This is a genomic window from Lewinellaceae bacterium, assembly GCA_020636135.1.
Taxonomy (GTDB): Bacteria; Bacteroidota; Bacteroidia; order Chitinophagales; family Saprospiraceae; genus JAGQXC01.
The window spans coordinates 1233874-1256305 of the sequence record JACJYK010000001.1 but is presented as its reverse complement, the minus strand read 5'-3'; the positions used below and the strand labels follow the sequence as shown (position 1 = coordinate 1256305).

21 protein-coding genes are annotated in these 22432 nt (G+C 47.7%); 4 read left to right on the top strand and 17 right to left on the bottom strand.

The window, feature by feature from the left end; all coding sequences use genetic code 11:
• Positions 1–38: 38 nt before the first annotated feature.
• Positions 39–590, bottom strand: coding sequence for an RNA polymerase sigma-70 factor (locus H6570_04645; GenBank protein MCB9318549.1), 552 nt, complete (start codon positions 588–590; stop codon positions 39–41).
• A 92-nt stretch (positions 591–682) separates the two neighbouring features.
• Complete coding sequence (locus tag H6570_04640) at positions 683–3643, bottom strand: FAD-binding protein (GenBank protein ID MCB9318548.1); 2961 nt, start codon at positions 3641–3643, stop codon at positions 683–685.
• Between the two features lie 69 nt (positions 3644–3712).
• Here H6570_04640 and ung point away from each other — a divergent pair, with 69 nt between their 5' ends.
• From ung to H6570_04625, 3 genes are all read left to right on the top strand, one after another.
• The gene (ung, locus tag H6570_04635; protein ID MCB9318547.1) at positions 3713–4393 is read left to right on the top strand and encodes a uracil-DNA glycosylase; all 681 of its coding nucleotides are present in this window, start codon (positions 3713–3715) and stop codon (positions 4391–4393) included.
• A gap of 7 nt (positions 4394–4400) precedes the next feature.
• Positions 4401–4784, top strand: coding sequence for a DUF423 domain-containing protein (locus tag H6570_04630; GenBank protein ID MCB9318546.1), 384 nt, complete (start codon positions 4401–4403; stop codon positions 4782–4784).
• Positions 4785–5014: 230 nt separating this feature from the next.
• Complete coding sequence (locus H6570_04625) at positions 5015–5452, top strand: hypothetical protein (protein ID MCB9318545.1); 438 nt, start codon at positions 5015–5017, stop codon at positions 5450–5452.
• A 79-nt stretch (positions 5453–5531) separates the two neighbouring features.
• Here the strand turns inward: H6570_04625 and H6570_04620 are convergent, their stop codons facing one another.
• Positions 5532–6383, bottom strand: a complete 852-nt coding sequence (locus H6570_04620; protein MCB9318544.1) for a hypothetical protein — start codon at positions 6381–6383, stop codon at positions 5532–5534.
• A gap of 226 nt (positions 6384–6609) precedes the next feature.
• On the opposite strand from H6570_04620, the gene H6570_04615 reads away from it, so the two are divergent.
• A complete protein-coding gene (locus tag H6570_04615; GenBank protein MCB9318543.1) occupies positions 6610–7299 on the top strand; it encodes a PorT family protein in 690 nt (229 codons plus the stop codon).
• 101 nt (positions 7300–7400) lie between these two features.
• On the opposite strand, the gene H6570_04610 is transcribed toward H6570_04615, so the two are convergent.
• The 14 genes from H6570_04610 to H6570_04545 form a co-directional block, all read right to left on the bottom strand.
• The gene (locus tag H6570_04610; protein MCB9318542.1) at positions 7401–7667 is read right to left on the bottom strand and encodes a hypothetical protein; all 267 of its coding nucleotides are present in this window, start codon (positions 7665–7667) and stop codon (positions 7401–7403) included.
• Positions 7668–7685: 18 nt separating this feature from the next.
• A complete protein-coding gene (locus H6570_04605) occupies positions 7686–8219 on the bottom strand; it encodes a DUF420 domain-containing protein (protein MCB9318541.1) in 534 nt (177 codons plus the stop codon).
• Positions 8220–8222: 3 nt separating this feature from the next.
• Positions 8223–8753, bottom strand: coding sequence for a hypothetical protein (locus H6570_04600; GenBank protein MCB9318540.1), 531 nt, complete (start codon positions 8751–8753; stop codon positions 8223–8225).
• Positions 8754–8885: 132 nt separating this feature from the next.
• Positions 8886–9269, bottom strand: a complete 384-nt coding sequence (locus H6570_04595) for a cytochrome C oxidase subunit IV family protein (protein MCB9318539.1) — start codon at positions 9267–9269, stop codon at positions 8886–8888.
• A gap of 23 nt (positions 9270–9292) precedes the next feature.
• Positions 9293–10240: a cytochrome c oxidase subunit 3 gene (locus tag H6570_04590; protein MCB9318538.1), complete on the bottom strand. Its 948-nt coding sequence runs from the start codon at positions 10238–10240 to the stop codon at positions 9293–9295.
• Positions 10241–10247: 7 nt separating this feature from the next.
• Positions 10248–10826 carry a cytochrome c oxidase subunit 3 gene (locus tag H6570_04585; GenBank protein ID MCB9318537.1) on the bottom strand — a complete coding sequence of 193 codons (579 nt, stop codon included), beginning with the start codon at positions 10824–10826 and terminating at the stop codon, positions 10248–10250.
• The gene (gene cyoE, locus H6570_04580; GenBank protein MCB9318536.1) at positions 10826–11713 is read right to left on the bottom strand and encodes a protoheme IX farnesyltransferase; all 888 of its coding nucleotides are present in this window, start codon (positions 11711–11713) and stop codon (positions 10826–10828) included. The genes H6570_04585 and cyoE overlap by 1 nt, the downstream gene beginning before the upstream one ends.
• 48 nt (positions 11714–11761) lie before the next feature.
• On the bottom strand, positions 11762–13606 hold the full coding sequence (locus H6570_04575) for a cbb3-type cytochrome c oxidase subunit I (GenBank protein ID MCB9318535.1): 1845 nt from the start codon (positions 13604–13606) through the stop codon (positions 11762–11764).
• Between the two features lie 16 nt (positions 13607–13622).
• The gene (locus H6570_04570) at positions 13623–15119 is read right to left on the bottom strand and encodes an OmpA family protein (GenBank protein ID MCB9318534.1); all 1497 of its coding nucleotides are present in this window, start codon (positions 15117–15119) and stop codon (positions 13623–13625) included.
• A 39-nt stretch (positions 15120–15158) separates the two neighbouring features.
• Complete coding sequence (locus tag H6570_04565; GenBank protein ID MCB9318533.1) at positions 15159–16400, bottom strand: hypothetical protein; 1242 nt, start codon at positions 16398–16400, stop codon at positions 15159–15161.
• A 19-nt stretch (positions 16401–16419) separates the two neighbouring features.
• Complete coding sequence (locus tag H6570_04560; GenBank protein ID MCB9318532.1) at positions 16420–17220, bottom strand: c-type cytochrome; 801 nt, start codon at positions 17218–17220, stop codon at positions 16420–16422.
• 9 nt (positions 17221–17229) lie between these two features.
• The gene (locus H6570_04555) at positions 17230–17757 is read right to left on the bottom strand and encodes a DUF3341 domain-containing protein (GenBank protein MCB9318531.1); all 528 of its coding nucleotides are present in this window, start codon (positions 17755–17757) and stop codon (positions 17230–17232) included.
• Between the two features lie 20 nt (positions 17758–17777).
• On the bottom strand, positions 17778–19190 hold the full coding sequence (nrfD, locus tag H6570_04550; protein MCB9318530.1) for a polysulfide reductase NrfD: 1413 nt from the start codon (positions 19188–19190) through the stop codon (positions 17778–17780).
• A gap of 38 nt (positions 19191–19228) precedes the next feature.
• Positions 19229–22426, bottom strand: a complete 3198-nt coding sequence (locus tag H6570_04545; protein MCB9318529.1) for a TAT-variant-translocated molybdopterin oxidoreductase — start codon at positions 22424–22426, stop codon at positions 19229–19231.
• Positions 22427–22432: the final 6 nt, after the last annotated feature.

Here is a 22432-nt window from a genome sequence, read left to right as displayed (position 1 = left end):
GCAGGATACCCCGATAATGCCGGCACCCCTATTCCTTTTTACAAAAAAATGGATATGAGGAAATCTTTTAATTTTTCTCGCAGCAATCGCAGCGCCTTGCTCATTTGGTTTTCAACGGTTTTGATGGAGATCCCCATGCGATCTGCAATCTCTGCATAGGTCAGCTGATCCTCGCGGGAAAGACGAAACACTTCTTCACAACGGTCCGGCAAAGTGGAGATGGCTTGATGGATGGACGTTTGGAGTTCTTCAAACTCCAGGGGTCTGGACTCAGAATGGTCAGCATCCTGGAATTGGAGAACCTCACTCCGGCGTTGTTCTTGCTGCACTCTGCGCAATGCCCGGTTGACGCACATTCTTTTCAGATACCCAAACAACGATTGGGTGATTTCAATGGCCTCTCTGCGATCCCAAAAGTAAACGATGCTTTCCTGGACAACGTCCTCGGCTAAATCACCATCGCCGGTAATCTGAAATGCTACCCGTACCAGGTCCTGATAATAACGATTGTAGATCCAGGTGAGGGCACGAGGGTCACTGGCACGGATAAGTGCGAGCAGGTCGGAGCCGGAATATGCTGATTGTTCCATAGGATCTGGATCCGGTGCAAGGATAAAGGATAACCCGGAAAATCACCAAATTGATCGTGTGAAGTAATGCAATCCTTCGACGAATAACAACCTTAATGTGGTTTGAGGGCAAGTGAAAGAACCTCTACCGGGTGAAGTGCCCTCATATTGACCCCGTCAAGTATCTGATGGCGGCAACTGGTACCCGATGCTACGACCAATTGATCTTTGCCCGCTTGGCGCAGGGCGGGAAAAAGGACCAGTTCTCCTACTTTGATGCTGGTGGAAAAATGCTCCGGCTCATAACCAAAGCTACCGGCCATACCACAGCAACCGGAAGGGATGAGCTCAACATGATGACCTGTGGGGATCGAAAGTGCTTCCAGGGTAGGCTCGATACCTGCCAATGCCTTTTGATGGCAATGTCCATGGACCAGCAGATGCCGGGATTTTTGATCAAATCGACTGGCATCTATCAACCCATTATGCCACGCCTGCACCAAAAACTCTTCTACCAGCCATGCTTTTCCCACCAACTGATTGGCAACTGCCTGGTCTTCGTCTCTTAAAAGCCGTGGATATTCATCCCGGAACGACAGGATAGCCGAAGGTTCTAAGCCCAGCAACACTACGTCTTTCTTTAGGAGTGGCTGATAGCGTCTGATCTGCTTTTCAGCCAGGTCCTTTGCAATGTCAAGGTAACCTTTGGAAATGGCAGCACGTCCAGTGGAAACCGGCGACATAGCCCTGACCGGATAACCCAACCGGTGCATTAATTGCATGGCCTGCATGCCAATATGCGGTTCAAAATAATTGGTGAATTCATCAATCAGAAAGTATACGATCGTGTCCTTGGATCCAGCACTTAACCGACCAGATTCCCGTTTATAGAGTGACCACCACGTATGGGGTGCAATGGCCGGTAACGACCTTTCCGGCGCCACTGCCATGACATTCCGGATCAGTCTTCCCAGCCAGTGATGTTTCATGGCCCAATTTGCAATACCGGGCACCAAGCCTCCTAACCGTGCCAACCGGTCGTTGTTCAGGATAAAATAATGACCACGAGGACGACGATGGAAACGGTAATACTGATATAGAAACTCCGATTTCATGGCTGCCATATCCACATTCGACGGGCATTCACCGGTACACCCTTTGCAACTCAAACACAGGTCCAGTACTTCCAATAATTCAGGATGATCCAGTGGGTTTTCCAAACCTGCCGATCTGGTCATATACTCCCGAAGTGCATTGGCTCTGGCCCTGGTTGTATGTTTTTCATCCAGGGTGGCCTGGTAGCTTGGGCACATGGTTCCGCCGGCCTCGGTCGATTTCCTGCAGTCACCCGAACCATTGCATCGCTCTGCTTCCCCCAACATCCCGTTCAGGCTTCCGAAAGCGAAAGCAGTTGGGAAGCTTGGTTCGGGCTGATTTACTGTATACCGCAAAGCAGCATCCATGGGTGGTGCATCTACGATCTTGCCCGGATTAAAGACATACCCGGGGTCCCAGACCTGTTTAATTTCCTGGAGTAGCGCATAATTATCGGGGCCTATGGAATCAGGAAGAAACTCGGCCCGTACCCTACCGATTCCATGTTCTCCACTCAGGGAGCCCCGGTATTTCCTGACCAGCCGGGCAGATGCTTCGCTGATTGACCGAAAATGAGCCACATCCCTGGCTTCTTTAAGGTCCAGTACAGGTCGTAGATGAATCTCCCCGTCACCGGCATGAGCGTAATAAATAGACTGCTGATGAAATGACGCCATCAATTCGCTAAAATCACGGATGTAATCCTTCAGATCCGTGATTGCCACTGCGGTGTCTTCTATACAAGCCACCGCCTTTTTCTTCCCCGGAATATTGCTCAGTATGCCAAGGCCTGCCTGCCGGAGCGACATAACCCGGTGAATATCTTTTCCTGTCACCAGCGGGTAAGCAAAACCAAAGTGGTGCTCTTTCAGGATGATGATCAAATCTTCGGCCATGGCCAACGCAGCTTTTTCGGTAGCTGCCCTGAACTCAACCATGAGCACAGCTTCAGGATCTCCCTGCAGGAAGAAACGGTTTTTCTCCTGTGCCCTGGACCCTTTGGTACAATCGAGGATCGCTTTATCCATCAGTTCGCAGGCAAATGGTTTCATCTTCATGATCGGTACCACTGCCTCCATGCTTTCGAGCAAATCTGCAAAATGAACACAAACCATGGCACCACTGACGGGTGGAAGCTCATCCAGATCGAGCGTTATCCTGGTTATCAGCATCAGGGTGCCTTCCGATCCACAGACCATTTTGGCCAGGTTAAGCGGATCTCCGTCCGGATCAAAAGGCTGCTGACGGATCAGTGTATCTATGGCATAACCGTTATTTCGCCTCCGGATAGATTCTTTTGGATACCACTGACGGATGTTATCCCGTACTTCTGTTTTATCGAGCCTGTTGATAAGATGACGGTACAGCGTTCCGCTGAAATCTTCCTGGTCCATGTGCTGGTTGACCTCTTCAAGATCCAGAGGACCAAATGTGACCGGTGACCCATCACTAAGGTATCCGGCCAGGCTGTGAACATGATCGCGGGTAGAACCATAAACGATCGAAGTCGAACCACAGGAATTATTGCCGACCATACCCCCGATCATGCATCGATTGGCCGTTGAGGTATTGGGTCCAAAGAAGAGTCCGTGCGGTGCCAGAAAACGATTGAGATCGTCCCTGATCACTCCGGGCTGCACTGTCACACGACGATTTTCGACATCCAGTTCGAGAATTTTATGGAGGTGCCGGGAAACATCAACGACCAAACCATGGCCAACACACTGGCCACCCAATGAAGTGCCCGCAGTACGCGGTATAAGCGAGAGGTGGTAGGCGGAGGCTATTTGGATCAGGGCCGCAATGTCCTGCTCTTCCCGTGGGTAAACAACACCCAATGGCATCTCCCGGTAAACGGAAGCATCCGTAGCATAAAGAATTTGGCTTAGCTCATCCGTAGCCAATTCGCCCTGTATCTTTTCGCGGATTGCCTTTTCCCAACCGGAGAGCGGTTCACGATGCCAGGTGCCGTGGTGCATTGGGTTCCTTTAAAATTGTTATTTTCAGACAAGATAAGGGAATCCAACCATTAAAGACCTGAGATACGTATGCCGGAGCAAGGAATACAGATTGAGGAAAGCTGGAAGAGGAAGTTGGCGGAGGAATTTGCCAAGCCCTACTTTAAGGGTATAAAGCAATTTCTGCAGGAGCAAAAACAACAGGGCATAACCGTATATCCTCCCGGTCCCCTGATTTTCAATGCATTCAATACCACACCTTTTGATCGGGTTAAAGTGGTGGTTATCGGGCAGGATCCCTACCATGGCCCCGGACAGGCGATGGGGCTATCCTTTTCTGTTCCCCGCGGCATTGCCATTCCTGCTTCGCTACGCAACATCTATAAGGAACTGCAGAACAGCCTGGGTTTTGTACCGCCTAATCACGGCGATCTTACCTATTGGGCAGAACAGGGTGTCTTCATGCTCAACGCCATCCTGACGGTCGCTGCTGGACAACCAGGGTCACACAAAAACATCGGGTGGCAGGAATTTACCAATGCTGTCATTCAGAAATTATCCGATGATCGCAGTGGATTGGTCTTCCTGTTATGGGGCCGTTTTGCACGTTCAAAAATTGAATTGATCGATGAAATGAAGCATTATGTTCTGGAGTCTGCCCATCCTTCACCACTGGCTGGGAATGCATTTCTGGGTAATGGTCATTTTGCAAAAACCAATGAAATCCTGGAAAAACAAGGCCTAAAACCCATAGATTGGCAGTTGAAATAATGGAAGTATGAAAAAGACATTGTTATGGGCCAGTGCATTAGGAGGTCTATCCGTAGTACTCGGAGCTTTCGGGGCTCATTTACTTTCGGACCGATTTAATGCTGACCAGCTGAATTGGTGGAATACCGCTCAATATTATCAGGTCATTCACACCTTTGCCCTGGCCTTCGCCGGACTTTTAGGCTACCGGATCTCGAGTCCGTGGATCCGCCGGGCTGCCTTCTTTTTCTTACTGGGCACTGCCTTCTTCTGCGGGTCCCTGTACATCATGGCATTGACTGAGGCAAGGTGGCTGGGTGCGGTCACCCCGTTGGGTGGGCTTCTGATGATCGCCGGATGGGTCAGTCTCTTTATAGGCATCCGTGAGCCAAATGAGGTCAAAGCCAGTTAAAGCGGAGACAAGCGGCAAGTGCATTCTGAACCGGTATTTTACATTCTGAGACAGTGAATCGATCCCAATTAAGATTATGATGTCTGCAGGTTGGTATCCACTGAGCCGATATACACCATATACCCTGGGAAGGGCTGATAAAAAAATGATGACGATTGTTGCGATTCACTTATTGATTTTCTTTATATATTTAGCCACCGATTTATTATTTCACAATTAAACAACGCCATATGAAACTTAAACTGTTACTAAGCTTCTTCACATTGGCACTTTTGAGCAACACTATGTGGGCTTTACCTCATGGAGAGATAAAAGCAAAAGAAGCGAAATCTAAAATTGAAATCGCTTCCGCCACCTCAAAGGCCTTGACTAAAGCAGAAATCAAAGACATCAAGCGTGCAGAACGCCAGCAGGCTCGTTTTGAAAAGCGCATAGCTTTCGTTCAGAAAGTCATGAAGAAAAAATACGATGCAGGTATCGATTTCCAGGATCCGGTGAACAAATGGATGTGGTTCTGGATCTTCGGTTGGGGAGCAGGTTTGTTGTTGTCCATTATTGGAGCTGCAACCTTGTTTTCGACTGGCGGCTTCATCTGGATCCTCGGCTCCTTGTGTTGGCTGTTTGGTACTGTAAGTTTGGTCATCTGGCTGGTTAAGAAGTTCGGATAACCTTACGATAAAAGACAAAAAATAAAAGCCGGCGCTGTTGCGACCGGCTTTTTTATTTAGCGTTGTCATTGATTACTCACTAGCCTCTGCGGTTGGGATCAAAACAAATGTAACGGTCGCCACGATGCTTTTTGGTCATCTGGGAAAGTGTATAACTACCATCATCATAATATTGAATCGCCGTAATATGCCTCCTGGTCTCAATGAATACCCGGTTGAAGTTGTTCCGGTAGCGCCAGGCAAAATACATAGCCCCGGTCGTTATCGTTTCCTCTTTCTGATAGTTTAACCAGATCTCCCTGCCGCGATTCAAAGGAACGCCCCACAGGAGATCCCGGTTGATCATATCCTGCTCTATAACATGGCTTCCTGAAGATTCAAATTTGAAATGGTATTCAGGACCATAAAATGCCAGGCTGTCACCACCTTCTTCTTCCTCCTGCCCCGGCAACATCCATACCGATATGGTATTGTCTTCATTACGCTTGATAAAAGGTACAAACTGGATCCGTGGATCTGCCTTTACATCGATCATGAGATCAGCAACATTTTGGATGATCCGGTCATAGAGTTCCCTTTCTTCCCTGATATCAACGTTGTTCTCCTCGACTTTACCGCTGGAGTCAACCATGTAGATCGTCTGAATGCATCCGCCATTTTGCTTGGATTCCAATGTATAGGTATACCAGGAAGCGGTACCCAGTTGGATACATACCCATTCGCGGGGAATGCAGTTCAGATTGGGATACCTCTCCTTGATGTAGTTTTTAGCCTGGTCAATGGTGGTCTGGTAAGAATCCATCCAGGTTGCCAGTTCTAATTGGTCATCAAAGGCGTTGGTTTCCGACCAATCACTTGCACGAAGTCCCATAAGCAGAATGCCCCCCAACACGAGAAAACTGCATGCAATACTGGAGTATTTGTGCATCATAAGCATCATTGAGACTGTGAACAATGGACTGATTGGAGTGGAGGGTAATGCTTCAACCGCATTTTTCGTGCCAAAAGATTCACCGACAAGGAATTAATCAAAAAAGAATCTCTCCGGTCAATTGAAATTTTAATGGATCCATAACATCAGGCTTAACGCTATTTAACAATCGCCTACCGGTCTACCTGAAAATGAATCAAATTATTCACCGCAAAAATGATGAATTATGAAAAAGAACTTCTTCCTCGGAGCCTGCTTCAGTTTGATGACCACCATGGCATTAGCCCAGAATAGCTCATCCGTGGGGATAAAAGGTGGCGTGCTGCTGTCCAATATCCAGGTCAATGGTGTCATGGATGCCTTAATACCTGAAAAAGCTTTTTATGCCGGATATGCAACTGGGTTGTACTATGATCTCCCGCTAAATGAACAGTGGTCTTTTGTACCGGGTGTGTCCTACAAGGAAAAAGGATTCCATCTGAAAGAAGGCTGGAACATGAAAGTTTTGCAGATTCCCCTGGATGTACAATTAAAAGCTACCACCAAAATTCAATTCGTTGAAACTCCTTTGTTATTGAAATACCGGTTCGGTGAAGGCCCGGTCCAATTCTATCTTGCTGCCGGCCCATCGGTCTCGTATGCCTCCAGGGCTAGGTTGGAAACCAAGGCAAGTTTAATCCTGGACTTCAACATCAGCGAAACCAATATCAACCTGAACAACCAGAATTACAACCGCTGGGGAGTCAATGGTGTTGGCCTGGCTGGCGTAGAAATCCCTGCCGGAAAAGGAAAACTCTTATTGGAAGGCCAATACCAGCAGTTGATTACAGATTTCATCCGCGATCCAATCATCGACGTCCACGTACGGAACTATGGATTTGGATTTAACATTGGATACCAGATCCCACTGAATTAAAACGGACTCCCAATAATCAGAATGACGAAGCTGCTTCGAATTGCCGGGGCAGCTTTTTTGTTTGTCCAATGCAGAAAAGAAAATGGGCAAGTGTGCAATAATCAATTCATCTGATCATCACCTACCGGCGGATAATCGTTCTGAGAAGTAATACGATTTTTCCACCAGATCACTCCGATCGCTCCTACCAATACATACGGCATCGCAAGCATATAGAGAATGCCGGTATTCAATCCTTTCCCGGCGGTACCTCCGTGCTGTAAATTGGATTCAGCGGTAGCACGACACATGGGACATTGTGCAAACGCAGGAGAAACAGCCATCAGCAACACCAGAGCAAGAGTGAACGGAAGGATTAATTTTTTCATGATACGAAATTACAATTTCTACGAATAACAAGGCATCAGCATCAGATAACAGATTGGTCCGGTCACTGCGACGTACAACCATAAGGGATAAACCCACCTTGCCATCTTACGATGACGTACATACTGGCCGGTGTACCCCCGAATAAATGTGAACAGGACCAGGGGAAAGCTCACTGCTGCCAACAGGATGTGGGTCATCAACAGAAGAAAATAAACATAGCGAATGGCTCCTGGCTGACAAAATCGCGTCTCTTCTGTCGTGATGTGGTACAAAACATAAGAAATCAAGAAGATCAAAGAAGTGATCAGGGCGGTGATCATCAATTTGCGGTGTAGAGAGATCTTTTTCCTTTTGACGGCGATGTAAGCAAATACCAGGATAACTGCTGTTATCGCATTTAACGTGGCATGAAAAGGCGGCAGAAATGAAAAATCAATGTCTGTATTAAGTTTAAACTGCCGCATCAGGGCGACCAACGCGAGGACTAAAAAGCTCACAATGTATGCGACGGTATTCAGTTTGCGGGCCAGCTGAAGATTAGGTTGGCTCATATACTATTCATTTTTTGGCAACAACAGTGCGATATGCGTTACCATTTTTTTCATTTCTTCGGCATCACGCCAATGGTACATACCCCGGATCTCATCTTTACTATCCACCAGGGTGAGAACATCCGGACCGAAATTGGTCGGGAACCGGGAGCGGATGGACGGCAGATTGGGATTTGAGCTTACAATCTTATAGGTCGCCAATTCCGGCATGGCATCAATGTTGTCGGCCATACCGATCAGTTGGAAATGGCTTACTTTGGCGTACTGTTCCTGAAGGGTAACCAGGGTATTTCCCATATCGATCCTGTTGCCGGGAGTAAAGAATGCAACAACGTGGACATCCCCGGATAGCCATACTGCATTCAATCCCGGATCCCAGTTTACCAAAGAATCATACGGCATGGCGCCAAGCATTTGCATCTCCGCAAAATTCTTTTTCTGAAAATCAAATCCACGCTTCAGGTAGATGAAGGAACCGACCGGCAAAACAATAAGAATTAAAGCAACGGAAGCCCAGGTAAGGTATTTACGCATTGGATGGCGATTAAATCGTGTGATTAAAAAACATTGCAGATGCATTCTGGTTTAGTCCGCGCAATGCTTTGAGCGCCAATTCCCGGTAAGAAATTTAGGAGACAGGTTCCTGTGTCAGAGGAACACCAACGATTAATCTCCGACCGGCTTGATGGTTTCAACGGCAGGCACCTGTTCATTCTTTTCAATGATCTGATCGCGGTTATGCAACCAGTGATTGCCCTCGGAGAAAAATGCAATTATAGCCCATACCAACAGCAACATCGGGAGGAGAACACTAAAGCGCAGTCCCTTCACTTCGTGCCGCATGTGCATAAATTCAAATACGATAAGGTAAGCTTTATAAGCACTCATGGCGATCATGATGATAGCCAGAATTGCTTCAGCCATATGAAACCCACTGATGATGTATCCTTTGCCGGTCAGCGCAACCAATACTTCGGTAACGGTTATCGCCCCCAATATTAAGATCGTCTTTAAAGCTAACTTTTTACCTGCTTCGAGATCGTGTGCCATTCGATGATGTGTTTTGGATCGATTTACAATAGATAATATACCAGAAATACGAAGACCCATACGAGGTCCACAAAGTGCCAGTAGAGCCCAATTTTCTCGACCATCTCATACCCATTCTTACGTGCAACATAAATGCCGCTAATCACATTGATCAAAATGATCGTAAGAAACAGGACCCCTGAAAACACGTGGAATCCGTGGAACCCGGTGATAAAGAAGAAGAGTGCCCCAAAGGCTCTCGGGCCGAAAGCTTCGGATTTGATCTGACCGGCATCATTTCCGGATGTGACCTTATATTTTCTGTGGATGTAACCGTCCTCATCAATCAATGCATCGGTGTAATCCCCGGGGTGGGTGTGGCTGACGGCGGCCTCGCCGTGGCCTTCCCCAGCCTCTTCTCCATGACCATCTGCATGTGCATTGATATTGTGCAGAAGATAACTGTATCCCGCTTCAAAGGTTTCTCCTTCACTGCCATCGGCATTCAGGAAAACGCCGTCCTCGGTCATACGCCCAAATGGATTGACATGGATCGAGGTATATTCTTTCGCAATCAGGGTAGTCCATTCCCAGGCTTGGCACCCCAGAAAGGTTAATCCACCGATGATGGTCAGTAACATCCAGTTAATGACCCCTTTGCGATTCTCATTATGACCTTCCTGGACCGCACGCATCATGGTAAATGAGCTGGCCAGCAGTACGAAAGTCATGAAGGTCACAAAGATCAATGGCAGGTTCGCCTCTCCGGTAAACGGAAATTTATTAAACACCTTCTCCGGCACCGGCCAGTTGGGCATACTGAAGCGCAAAGCGCCATACCCGATCAGGAAGCCGGCAAAGGTAAAGGCATCCGACAGCAGGAAATACCACATCATCAACTTGCCATAACTGGCCTTCATGGGTGGTTTACCGCCAGACCATAGATTATTGTCCTGTTCGACTACTTCTGTGCTAGATATCGTCTCAGCCATATGAACATCATTGTATTAACAGAAAGAATAATAAATATACCCAAAGAAGATCCACAAAATGCCAATAGGTGGTGGTCAACTCAAGGCGGGTTAATCGATTTTTTAAAAATGTAAATGGTAAACTGAATGCCTGGACCATGGCCACGACCATTATAGCCAGTCCGCCCAACACGTGTGCTGCATGAACTCCGCTAATAGCATAAAAGAAGGATCCGGAAGGATTCCCGTTGATCTCTATGCCGATCCCGTACAAGTCCATCCACCCTTTGTATTGCAGGATCAGAAATCCAATCCCTAACAAAAATGTGAGCACCAGGGCCCCTTTGTAGAGAAGTTCTTTGCCTGATTTGTACGAAAGATATGCGTACTGGATTGTAACACTGCTGAGCAACATCACCACCGTACTAACATAAAAAATACCCGGAACCTCATAGTCCAGCCAGTTACCGGCTCCTTTTCGTACCATATAGGCACTGGTAAATGCTCCGAACATCATCAGAATACTCGCCAGGGAGATCCACAACGCCAGCTTGTGCGGGTGAATCTTACTCTGCGTATAGCTTTCTTGATGGCTCAATGTCTGCATCAGATTGAATCAATTAATACGACGATAAATGTGATGGGCAAGTACAGCAAGGATGCATACAACAACCCTTTTGCACTTGCTTTATCATTGGAACGGTAAAAGCGGTATGCTTTCCAGATAAAAAAGAATCCCGCCACGCCAAGCGCCAGGCAGCTAACCCATGATAACAAGCCCAGAAACCCCGGCAAAGCGCTCACAGGTATCAGCGCCAGGGTATAGATAAATGCATATTTGCTAATGTCACCCGTTTTACCGGCGGACATATTGGGTAACAACTTATACCCCGCTTCCTGATAGTCTTCAAAACCCAACCATCCGATCGACCAGAAATGAGGCATTTGCCAGATAAACTGGATGGTAAACAATATCAGCGCCACCGGGCCTATCGTACCGGTAAAAGCCACGTAGCCTATCAATGCAGGCAAGGCTCCCGGTACAGCGCCTACCAGCACGGATAATGATGTGATTCGTTTCAACGGCGTGTACACAAATGCATACAACACCAAAGACAAAGAACCCAATAGTGTCGTCAGTGGATTAAACAATGCCAGGGTAATGATCCCGGTTGCAGCAAGGAGGCCGGCGATGATCACCGCCTGCGAGATTGACATACGGCCTGCCGGTAATGGCCGGTTGGCCGTGCGCTGCATCAATGCGTCAAAGTCTTTTTCCAAAACCTCATTCAGGGTATTGCTGGCTGCTGTTATGGTAAAACCTCCTATAAATAACAAGGCCAGACTACTCCACTGGATGTTACCACCAGAGGCAATCAAATACCCCAGGATGGACGTAAATACGACCATTAAAGTCAGCCTGAACTTGAAAAGCAATTTCAAATCCTGGACTTTGGAATATGTCTTCACTTCCAGAGATCCAACCAGAGGCATACTTTGTTCTTTGATCTGCTTCAACGCTTACTGCTATTATTGCTTCACTTAATGATCACCCGCTTCTTCTCCCTCAGCCAACGGAACATACTGAGGAATGAATTCATTTCCGTCTTTTCCATAGTCGTAGGCCCACCGGTGCACCGTAGGAATTTTACCCGGCCAGTTGCCATGCGGCGGATGGATAGGTGTAGTCCATTCCAGGGTGTTGGCACCCCAGGGGTTTTTCGTTTTTACTTTCTTCCCTTTCCAAATGGAGTAGAAGAAGTTGAATACAAAGAGCAGCTGGGTAAAGAACACGATGATTGCTGCAATGGTTATGAATTTGTTCATCGACGCAAAATGACGGAAAGCATCAAACTGGTCGAAACTGTAGTATCTCCGGGGTACACCGGCCATTCCTATGTAATGCATGGGCCAGAATATGGCATAAGCGCCAATCATGGTAACCCAGAAATGGACCTTACCCAGGGTTTCATTCATAAATCGGCCAAACATTTTAGGGAACCAGTGATAGATCCCGGCAAACATTCCGAAGAATGCAGCAACACCCATTACGATGTGGAAGTGTGCAACTACAAAATAAGTATCGTGCATCTGAATATCGATCGCTGAGTTACCCAGGTAGATACCGGTCAATCCGCCGGATATAAACATGGATACAAAGCCAATGGAATACAACATAGGCGTATTCAACCGGAGGTTCCCTCCGTAAAGTGTGGCTATCCAGTTGAATACCTTCACCGCCGAAGGAACGGCAATGATCAGGGTAAAGAGTACAAAGAAATTGGAAATGAACGGATTAACTCCGGCCATAAACATATGGTGTGCCCAAACAATGAAGGATAAAAAGGCAATCGCCAATATCGAAAGGACCATCGCCCGGTATCCAAAGATGGGTTTGCGGGCATGGACCGACATGACTTCGGAAACGATACCCATAGCCGGCAGGATGATAATATAAACCTCAGGGTGTCCAAGGAACCAGAACAAGTGCTGATACAGGATGGGGCTACCACCGGAATGATCAAGTGCCTGTCCTGCGATGTAGATATCACTCAGATAGAAGCTGGTCCCTAAAATCCGGTCAAACATCAACAACAAAAATCCGGAAACCAATACCGGGAATGACAACAGACCGATAATGGCTGTAACCAGAAACGCCCAGATCGTCAGGGGCATCCGCCATAAGCTCATCCCTTTGGTACGCAGGTTCAATACGGTAGTGATGTAGTTAATACCTCCCAACAAAACCGAGACGACAAAGAAAACCAAGCTGACCAACCACAGGGTCATACCGGTGCCTGATCCTGATGATGCCTGTGGAAGCGCCGAGAGCGGGGGATATGCAGTCCATCCTCCGGCAAAGGGCCCTGTACTTACAAATAATGACAGGAACATAACCACACTGGCCAGGAAGAAAAACCAATAAGAAAGCATGTTGAGGAAGGGAGAGGCCATATCGCGGGCTCCAATCTGCAGAGGAATGAGCAAATTGGAGAAGGTCCCACTCAGTCCTGCCGTCAGCACGAAGAATACGATGATCGTACCATGCATGGTAACCAATGCATAATAAAAGTCCTGCGATAAATGACCGACTCCATCATCACCGATGGTGATCCACTGCCCAAGTATAGGTTTCAACCACGCCATGCTCTCTTCCGGAAAACCCAGCTGAAGCCGGAAGATAACCGACATAGCAGCTCCAATGATCGCCCAGAAAATACCCGTGATCAAAAACTGTCGGGCGATGATCTTATGGTCCTGGCTAAATATATAGGTTGTAATGAAGTTGGACTGATACTTATCTCCATGGTGGTGTTCATGGAAATGGTCATCAAATCCTTGCTCCTCGATCAACACTTCAGGCTCATACTTTATTACCTCAGCCATATGCTTGATTTTTCGATTAATTTAAGATTTGGAATTCGGTTCTGCGATTATTTTGTCTTCCTTCTTCAGTATCGTTGGTATCCACCGGACGGTTCTGACCGTAGCCTACCGCAGTCAGCCGGCCTTCATTGATACCATGCTGTATAAGGTAATCGCGTACGGCTTCTGCCCGGTTTTTGGACAATTCCTGATTGGCAGCGGCGTCACCGGTATTATCGGTATGGCCTGCCAGTTCTATGCGCAGATCCGGATGATCGTTCAATACATCGATCAGGTTAGACAATTCATAACGGGACAATGCCGTCAACGTTGCGGAACCTGTTTCAAAATGTACATAATTCAGCCGCACGATCCGGGCAGCTGCAGAAGCCGCTGTATCTGCCTTGGCAAAAGCATCCATAAACTCTGCTTTCCTGCTGGCAACATCCACATTCAACAACTGTCCTTTATACGGATCGTCATCCGAGTTACGGATGCTATTCAAATAATAGGATTTCTGTGTCTGCAGCCATGATTCGTATTCGGCCTCTGATACGATGCGGACTGTACGGCGCATGGAGAAGTGCCCTTTACCACACAATTCCGCACAAGCCAATTCAAAATTCACATTCTTCCAGTAGGGCCCCAGAGAAGGATCGGTCTCATCGTAAGGGAAATCATATTTTCCACTGGCACGAAGACGATCCCGGAACTCCTGCGTCGTTTCTTTAGGCGTAAAGACAAAGAACGTCGGTATACCGGGTATGGCGTCCATTTTAACCCTGAAATGGGGAAGATAAAAGTCGTGTAATACATCCCGGGCGGTAATCCGGACCCGTACTTTGTGGTTTACCGGTAATACAATCTCATCGGGCAGGAAATCATCGAGGTTCTTATCATCGGTATAATCCTGGCCCAGCGGGTTGGCAGCAGTAATTTTATGGTAATCCCGGGTACCAAGTGCTCCATCCGGTCCGGGATAGCGTAGGATCCAGTTAAACTGAACCCCGGTAGCTTCAATTTCTATGGCTTCTTCGTCCTCATTGACATCTGACATCACATTGTTCCAGGCAACCAATCCTTTTGCGACCAGACCACACATAACCAGGGCGGGTATCACCGACCACCAGATCTCCAGGGTGTTGTTATGAGGCAGGAAGATTGATTTCCTTCCTTTTTCTCCGCGATAACGGAAGCTAAACCAGAACAATGCTATCTGGGTGGCAATGAATACAATACCAGTGAAAAACAAAGTTATGTTGAACATGTCATCCAGCTCCTTTCCGTGTATACTGGAAGCCTTGAGTGGCCCGTAACCGAGCATAAAATCTTTATAATGGTACGCGGACCATACACAAAAGACCAGAAACAGGATCATAAATATCAATAACCATTTGGCCTGGACCCGGTTATCACGAACTTCTGTTTCCTCTTCTCCTCGCAGGATTCCCGAAAGTTCGGTAAGCCTTGCGATCTGAACGATCAGTACCATAACCATGATGGCAATCAAAACAATGATCAGCGGAGTCGACATATTACGCGCTATTAATGTTTACAATTTCGATTTAATGATTTACACATGATGGTGTAAGCTTTCAGCTAAATACGGATCGTTTTTCGGTATCAGTGATGCCTTGCTCAATTGCCAGAAAACCATATAGATAAACAGGCCTAAGAAGCCTAACATCATTCCGATCTCCAAAAATCCCGGGATTCCAAATCCGGCAGCAATGGCATGTGATCCGTGGTCATCCCCTGCCGCACTCAGCGTTTGTGTCGTGTGGAGCACCCCTGGTTTAATCATCAGGAAATAATCGATCCAGTGGCCAAAAAAGACCAGACCGGAAACGAAGAACATGGTACCCAACTTCCGTTTGGTGTCATTGCGCAACAGGATCAGGAAGGGAAGTACAAAATTGATCACCAGGTTTCCATAGAACAAAACGGGATAATGATCCCGGCGTGTGAAGAAATAGGTGGTCTCCTCCCCTACGTTGCCATACCAGATCAACATGAACTGAGAGAACCAGAGATAGGTCCAGAAAATGCTGAATGCAAATAAAAATTTGCCAAGATCGTGCAGGTGGTCCCGGTTAAATTCCGGGAAATAGCCCTTGGATTGCAGGTAGCCCATGATCATGATAGTCATAGCGATCATTGCTACGAACCAGCTGGCCGCACTATACCATGCAAACAGTGTAGAATACCAGTGTGGATCCACCGACATCACCCAGAGCCAAATGACCGCAGCACTGGAAAAGCCAATGAAGGGAAGAACGGCCGCAGCCCAAACCCGCATTTTACGGTGTTTTTCAAAGTCCGGACCAGGATTCTGATCTTCTTCCAGCGACAAGGTGCGGATCTTGCGGGCAAAATAGATCCATGCTCCCATGATGACTATGGTGCCTATCAAATACCATCCTTTATTTAAAAAATGTGACTTGCCTTTTAGCAGGACATCATCCGCGACAGATTCTGGATCATTCCAGTGGTACAGATGGTGTAATCCGAGGTAATTTCCCAGTCCCAGAATGATCATAAGGATTATCCCGACGATCAAAAACAGACTGAAAGCTTCCCAGACACGTTTAAACACCGTGTACCAGCCCGCCATTGCTGTAATACTGGCACCCATGAAAAAGAGTGCCATGACCGCTATGCCGGAAAAAAACACTGAGTTATGCAGAAAGTCCGACCAAAAGCGAGCTTTCAGAGGATCGTGCTGTAACAATAGAATGATAGCGCTTAGAATTCCTATTCCCATCAGGATTCCTAAAAACATGCGCTGGCTCCGTTCAAAAGTAAAGGTATTCATACTCTTGTTTTCCAAATGATTAGTGCTCTGAATGACTTTCCGTTGACATTTCTTCGTGCATACCGGCAGGTTCGGCAGGCATGTTATCCTCGTCAGATTTCCACTGCGCACCAGGGATATCTACGGTATTAAAGGTATTTGCGTCTTCATTATAAACCGTACCATTTTTCGCAGCCTGCAGCGAGCGAATGTAATGGATCACCTGCCAGCGCTCCTCGTACGACAATTTATCCTCATAGGATCCCATGACGTTTTTACCATACATGATGGCATAATAGTAGCGTCCATTCGATGCATTCAAGAAGTCATCACTGGTGAATATAGCCGGTTGTGCAGGATATTTCCCGCCATCATCACGAACCAGATAGCCCAGGCCGTCTCCTTTATCTCCATGACAGATACCACAATAGATGGTGTAGAGGTTCTTACCTTCGGCCAGCCCCTTGGCAGTGATCGGAAAAGGATTCTGAACGATCTCGGCCATGGCACGTGTTCGTTCTTCTTCACTTGGTCCGTAATAAAAGGGCACCGCTCCATTCATAGGAATGCTGATATTACCCGGTTCGACTCCGCCCCCTTCAAAACCTCTGGCGATGGTTCCTTTCACCGGAAGGCGTGGAGTGGCATACGACTTCAATTCCTGGATAGTCCCCCAGGTATTGTAATAATAGTAATTCAGGACGTTTGCTTCATAAGCAGTTGAGTGCACCATATCCGGCATGAATTCATGCCCGGTACGGTTGCCCTTCGCTGGTGAACAGGCGTATACCAGGACGACCAATCCCAAAACAAATACGCCATATTTTATTGATCGCATCATTTTCGTTGCTTAGATGGTTTTTGTATGGATTTCTTCCGCTCCGCTGTCTTTGAGGAAAGATTTCACTTTATCAATATCCTTATCACTCAAGCCGTGCTGGTCAAAAGCTATACAGAATTTGTCATCAGTAATCCGGTCATCCAGTGTCGGATTCGTCACACCTGGTCCCAGTCCGCCAATCACATAAAAGACGACCACCATGCCAATAGAGGCAAATAATACGGTAAGCTCAAAGGTGATGGGGATAAATGCTGGTACCGACCAGTAAGGTTTACCACCAATGATGATAGGCCAGTCATCCGTGAAGATCCATGTCATCCCCAGAAAAGCCGTAAGCGATCCGATCAGACCAAAAATGAAACCTACAATATGCAGTCTTGACTCTTTTAAGTCCAATGCCTCATCCAGGCCATGTACCGGAAATGGAGTGAAGACATCCATGATGTCCAGATGAGCAGCCTTGGCCTTCCGTACAGCTTTAAGCAGTACTTCTTCATCTGAATACAATCCGAATAAAACGTCTTTATGGTTTGCCATTGCTCAGCTATATGTGATGATTAGGATTCTTGTGTTATTTCTTTGGAATGATGGTGATGTGCATCTTTTCCGATGTATTGGTCGCCAGCCGACTTCAGGATATGTTTAATCTCCGCAACGGCTACTACCGGCGCTAACCTTGTAAAGAGGAGATAGAAGGTAAAGAAGATACCCAGTGTTCCCAGGAAGATGCCAATCTCAACCCATGAAGGTGAATAATAACTCCAGGATGAAGGCAGATAATCACGGGCCAATGTGGTGGCGATAATCACAAATCGCTCAAACCACATACCAATATTCACAAATATGGACATGAAGAAGGTCCACCATACACTGCGGCGGATCTTCTTTGACCAGAATAACTGGGGTGATATCACATTACACAACATCATACCAAAATACGACCACCAATAAGGGCCCAGGGCACGGTTGAAGAATGCAAACTGCTCGTAAATGTACCCGGAGTACCAGGCGATGAACAACTCCGTCAGATAGGCCACACCTACGATGGTACCCGTCAGCAGAATGACCTTGTTCATGGACTCGATGTGCTCCAGAGTAATATATTCCTTCAGGTTCAGCACTTTACGCGTGATGACCATCAGTGTCTGCACCATTGCGAATCCTGAGAATATAGCCCCTGCCACGAAGTAAGGAGGGAATATGGTCGTATGCCATCCCGGAATCACCGAGGTGGCGAAGTCAAAACTTACAATGGTGTGTACCGAAAGTACCAGTGGTGTAGCTAACCCTGCCAAAACCAATGAGAGTGACTCATGCCGCTGCCAGTGTTTGGCTGAGCCTGTCCATCCGAAGGATACGAAATTGTACATTTTCCGGCGTAACCCCTTTGACCGGTCCCGCAAAGTGGCAAAATCCGGTACCAGACCGGTATACCAGAACAACAGGGATACGGTAAAATAGGTACTGATTGCAAACAAGTCCCACAACAATGGTGAGTTAAAGTTGGGCCACAAGGGTCCCCGGCTATTCGGATAAGGGAAGAAGAAGAATACTACCCAGATCCTTCCTACGTGGATGGCCGGAAACAATGCCGCACACATTACCGCGAAGATGGTCATCGCTTCTGCCGCACGGTTTACCCCGGTACGCCATTTCTGACGGAACAGCAACAGGATCGCTGAAATCAGGGTTCCTGCGTGACCGATACCGATCCACCATACAAAGTTGGTGATGTCCCAGCCCCACCCAATGGTCCGGTTCAGATTCCATTCTGTAATACCATCCCAAATGGTCAAAATGATGCAAACAACTCCAATCGTCAGAAAGGTCAGAGCGACTGCAAAGGCACCCCACCAGGCCGCATTCGGTTTATTCTCGGTAGGTGCCGAGAGGTCCTCCGTGATCTGATGATAGGTCTTATGACCTTCAACTAATGGAGATCTGATCGGTGAAACAGGAGAATGACTCATTATTAATGAATTAGTTTCGTTGAATTTTGACTTTCAATTCAGGCGTCCAGTGCCTCATTGGCATTGTTCACCTTAACAGTATAATTTACACTGGACCGTACGTTGGTCTCTTCCAATACAATGTAATTCAGCGGTGACTTGAACTTTCCGGTCAATTCACCTTCCGGATTATTCTGGTCACCAAAGGTGATGGCTCCGGTCGGGCAGGCCGTCTGGCATGCCGGGCGAACATCGCGGTCAAGCAGGCGGCGATCTTCTTTTTTGGCATTTAGTTTACCTTCCTGGATTCGCTGTACACAGAAAGAACATTTTTCCATGACACCACGGCTACGCACCGTAACATCCGGGTTCAATACCATACGCGTCAGATCATCGGCATAGAACTGTACTTTTTCCTCATTGATCTTGTGCTCGTTAATCGGCCACAAGTCAGCGGTGGTGTAATCCGCCCAGTTCAGGCGACGTACTTTATAAGGACAGTTGTTGGCACAATACCGCGTACCTACACAACGGTTATAGATCATTTGATTCAAACCTTCTGAGCTGTGGTTGGTGGCATCCACCGGACATACGTTCTCACAAGGTGCATTATCGCAATGCTGACACATCATCGGCTGATAGACCGTCTTCGGGTTCTCAAAATCCCCATAGAAATAGCGGTCAATCCGCAGCCAGGTCATCTCCTGATGGCGGGCGACATTGTGTTTACCGACCACCGGAACATTGTTTTCAGACATACATGCCACTGTACAGGCTCCACAACCGATGCAAGCATTGAGGTCAATGTGCATACCCCAGTGGTGACCCCGGCTGTAGTGGTCTGAGTAGTCAGGATACAAACTCCGGGAATTCAGATATTGGAACTCTTCCCGTTCTTCATGAAGTTCTTCCAGGAAGGTCTCCAGATCATTGATGTGGGTCCCGTGGATAATGGAACGGTCGGTCAAAGCTCCCTGGAATCCGCGACGTGTCTTTTTGAAGAATGGAATCGATACGGATGCCAGTGCTGCTTCGTCAGCATTTATTTCTTCTCCATTCTTATCCAGGGTCTTCACGCCCATGGTATGATGATACTGTACACAGGCAAAATGATCCTCACGACCGGCTTTGCCACTCACCTGGATTCCCGAACGGTAATATTGGAACAGGCCGTTATCGATCTGGACCAGGGATTGGACATTAACTCCGATATCGTTACCGCACCGTCCGGCAGCAGTCCTTCCATAACCCAGGGCAATTCCAAACGTATCGTCCATCTGTCCGAATTGCTGAATCACCGGTACTTCGAGCGTTGCCTCGCCGGAGGTCAGGTTTACCAGGTCACCGTCTTTTAAACCGGCAAATCCTTCAATCGTCTTCCATCCGTCAAATGATACCGGTACGGAGAGGTAATTACCCCATACACAACGGCTGACGGGATCCGGCATTTCCTGCAACCAGGGGTTGTTTGAATATTGGCCGGCACCCATATTTACGGTCTCAAACAGGGATAACTCCATCCCCTCGCCTGCCGGTTTGCGAACCTGTAATCCACTGACATCCACCGCATTATAGGCGGGTTCAGCGTTTCCTCCGGCGCTAAACACGCCATTGTGCAAGGTATGATCCCAGAATGCCTGGAATACAGAATATTCGGATTGATGCGGAAACATATTTTCCTGCCACAGCTGCTGAATGAAATCGTGGTAAGGCTGATCTCCACCCGATATTTTCGCACTCTTTGCCCAGGTTAAAAGGCTGAGGCCTGCCTGTCGTGTATCGAAAAGCGGGTTGATGGTCGGTTGCATCAGGCTGTAAACACCTGACTTAGGTTCGACATCTCCCCAGGATTCCAGGATATGATGATCCGGAGCAGCCCAATGACAGCGTCCGGTGGTCTCATCCACGTGATAATTCATGGAAATTCTCAGAGGCACCTGCTCCAGTGCGGCGTTAAAGGCTTCTGCCTGAGGAAGGTCAAATGATGGATTGGCACCCATGAGGATGAGGACATCCACCTGGCCACCTTTCATTTCGTCAATTAACCGGGCCACATCTCTCTCGTCACCCTGACGTTGTTTGGAGGCATGTTCGAAGGTGATGGTTTTACCATAGTTGCCCAGCAGCAGGTTGATCTGGTTGATCAAAAGCTGTTCGGCAACCAGATTGGATCCGCTGACCACCAGGGAAGTGCCTTTGTTAGCCAGCAGGTCTTTTGCTGCAGCTTTGATAGCAGCAGTCGCTTTTTCATTCAGGCCGGCAGGGGCATTTGCCCTGGCGCCTCCGGTTTGAGCAGCAATTTCGTTGTACAGTGCTGCGATGGCAGCACCGATTTCACTTGGTTTCACCAACACGCGGTTATCGGCATTGGAACCGGTCATTGACATATGCGATTCCACGTGATAGTGGCGCGACATGGTAGCATGCTCTTCGTGTTCAATCCTGCGATTTTTCACGTAGCCTTTAGCATATTCGATGGGTGAGATCCAGGTTCCGAGGAAGTCCGCTTCAATCCCCACAATGACCTTGGCGCCGTCGAAATGGTAATCCGGCACTGTTTTCATTCCGAATTGCTGCTCATTCGCGATGAGCATGGCTGCAGAAGAAACGGGATCGTACTGAACCAGTTTCGTATTGGGATATGCAGTTGTAAATTCTGCGATGGAGGCATGCAACGCCGGACTTAATATGGTGTTGGATAATATGCGGACTTTGGATTCCGGCCGCAAAGCACCCGTAACTTCTTTATCAATGGCTGCCCAGCTACCATCAATGACGTCACCGTCGCTAATGCGTCCGGGGCCTTTGATGCGGTTCACATCATAGAGTTCCAGGACGGTGGCCTGGGCTCTAGCTGAAGTTCCACCCATGGTGACCGGAGAAAGGTCATTGCCTTCTATCTTGATCGGACGTCCTTCCCTGGTTTTTACCAGGACGGCACAATAGTCACCGCCTTTAACAAAGGAGCTGGCGTAGTAATTAGCTACTCCGGGAACGATGGCATCCGGCTTTACGACATATGGGATGGCTTTACGAACCGGTATTTCACAGGCTGCGGCAACGGTGGCAGCTCCCAATCCGAATCCAAGGTATTTCAGAAAATCCCGTCGTGTAGCTCCCACATGTTCCAGTGAGGACGATTCCGCCATCTTATCCAGAGGAATACGGGCAAATTCATTGCCGGCCTCCTCTAAAAATTTCGGATCGTGATTGAGGTCCTTTTGTCCGATCCAGATGGCTACTTTATTGTCTTTCATAAAGCA

Coding starts and splice junctions, on each gene's coding strand:
- H6570_04610 (MCB9318542.1), bottom strand. CDS start 7,667: ATGAAAAAATTAATCCTTCCGTTCACTCTTGCTCTGGTGTTGCTGATG.
- cyoE (MCB9318536.1), bottom strand. CDS start 11,713: ATGCCTCTGGTTGGATCTCTGGAAGTGAAGACATATTCCAAAGTCCAG.
- H6570_04590 (MCB9318538.1), bottom strand. CDS start 10,240: ATGGCTGAGACGATATCTAGCACAGAAGTAGTCGAACAGGACAATAAT.
- H6570_04545 (MCB9318529.1), bottom strand. CDS start 22,426: ATGAAAGACAATAAAGTAGCCATCTGGATCGGACAAAAGGACCTCAAT.
- H6570_04630 (MCB9318546.1), top strand. CDS start 4,401: ATGAAAAAGACATTGTTATGGGCCAGTGCATTAGGAGGTCTATCCGTA.
- ung (MCB9318547.1), top strand. CDS start 3,713: ATGCCGGAGCAAGGAATACAGATTGAGGAAAGCTGGAAGAGGAAGTTG.
- H6570_04585 (MCB9318537.1), bottom strand. CDS start 10,826: ATGCAGACATTGAGCCATCAAGAAAGCTATACGCAGAGTAAGATTCAC.
- H6570_04575 (MCB9318535.1), bottom strand. CDS start 13,606: ATGGCTGAGGTAATAAAGTATGAGCCTGAAGTGTTGATCGAGGAGCAA.
- nrfD (MCB9318530.1), bottom strand. CDS start 19,190: ATGAGTCATTCTCCTGTTTCACCGATCAGATCTCCATTAGTTGAAGGT.
- H6570_04620 (MCB9318544.1), bottom strand. CDS start 6,383: ATGATGCACAAATACTCCAGTATTGCATGCAGTTTTCTCGTGTTGGGG.
- H6570_04600 (MCB9318540.1), bottom strand. CDS start 8,753: ATGCGTAAATACCTTACCTGGGCTTCCGTTGCTTTAATTCTTATTGTT.
- H6570_04560 (MCB9318532.1), bottom strand. CDS start 17,220: ATGATGCGATCAATAAAATATGGCGTATTTGTTTTGGGATTGGTCGTC.
- H6570_04555 (MCB9318531.1), bottom strand. CDS start 17,757: ATGGCAAACCATAAAGACGTTTTATTCGGATTGTATTCAGATGAAGAA.
- H6570_04565 (MCB9318533.1), bottom strand. CDS start 16,400: ATGAATACCTTTACTTTTGAACGGAGCCAGCGCATGTTTTTAGGAATC.
- H6570_04625 (MCB9318545.1), top strand. CDS start 5,015: ATGAAACTTAAACTGTTACTAAGCTTCTTCACATTGGCACTTTTGAGC.
- H6570_04570 (MCB9318534.1), bottom strand. CDS start 15,119: ATGTCGACTCCGCTGATCATTGTTTTGATTGCCATCATGGTTATGGTA.
- H6570_04595 (MCB9318539.1), bottom strand. CDS start 9,269: ATGGCACACGATCTCGAAGCAGGTAAAAAGTTAGCTTTAAAGACGATC.
- H6570_04615 (MCB9318543.1), top strand. CDS start 6,610: ATGAAAAAGAACTTCTTCCTCGGAGCCTGCTTCAGTTTGATGACCACC.
- H6570_04640 (MCB9318548.1), bottom strand. CDS start 3,643: ATGCACCACGGCACCTGGCATCGTGAACCGCTCTCCGGTTGGGAAAAG.
- H6570_04645 (MCB9318549.1), bottom strand. CDS start 590: ATGGAACAATCAGCATATTCCGGCTCCGACCTGCTCGCACTTATCCGT.
- H6570_04605 (MCB9318541.1), bottom strand. CDS start 8,219: ATGAGCCAACCTAATCTTCAGCTGGCCCGCAAACTGAATACCGTCGCA.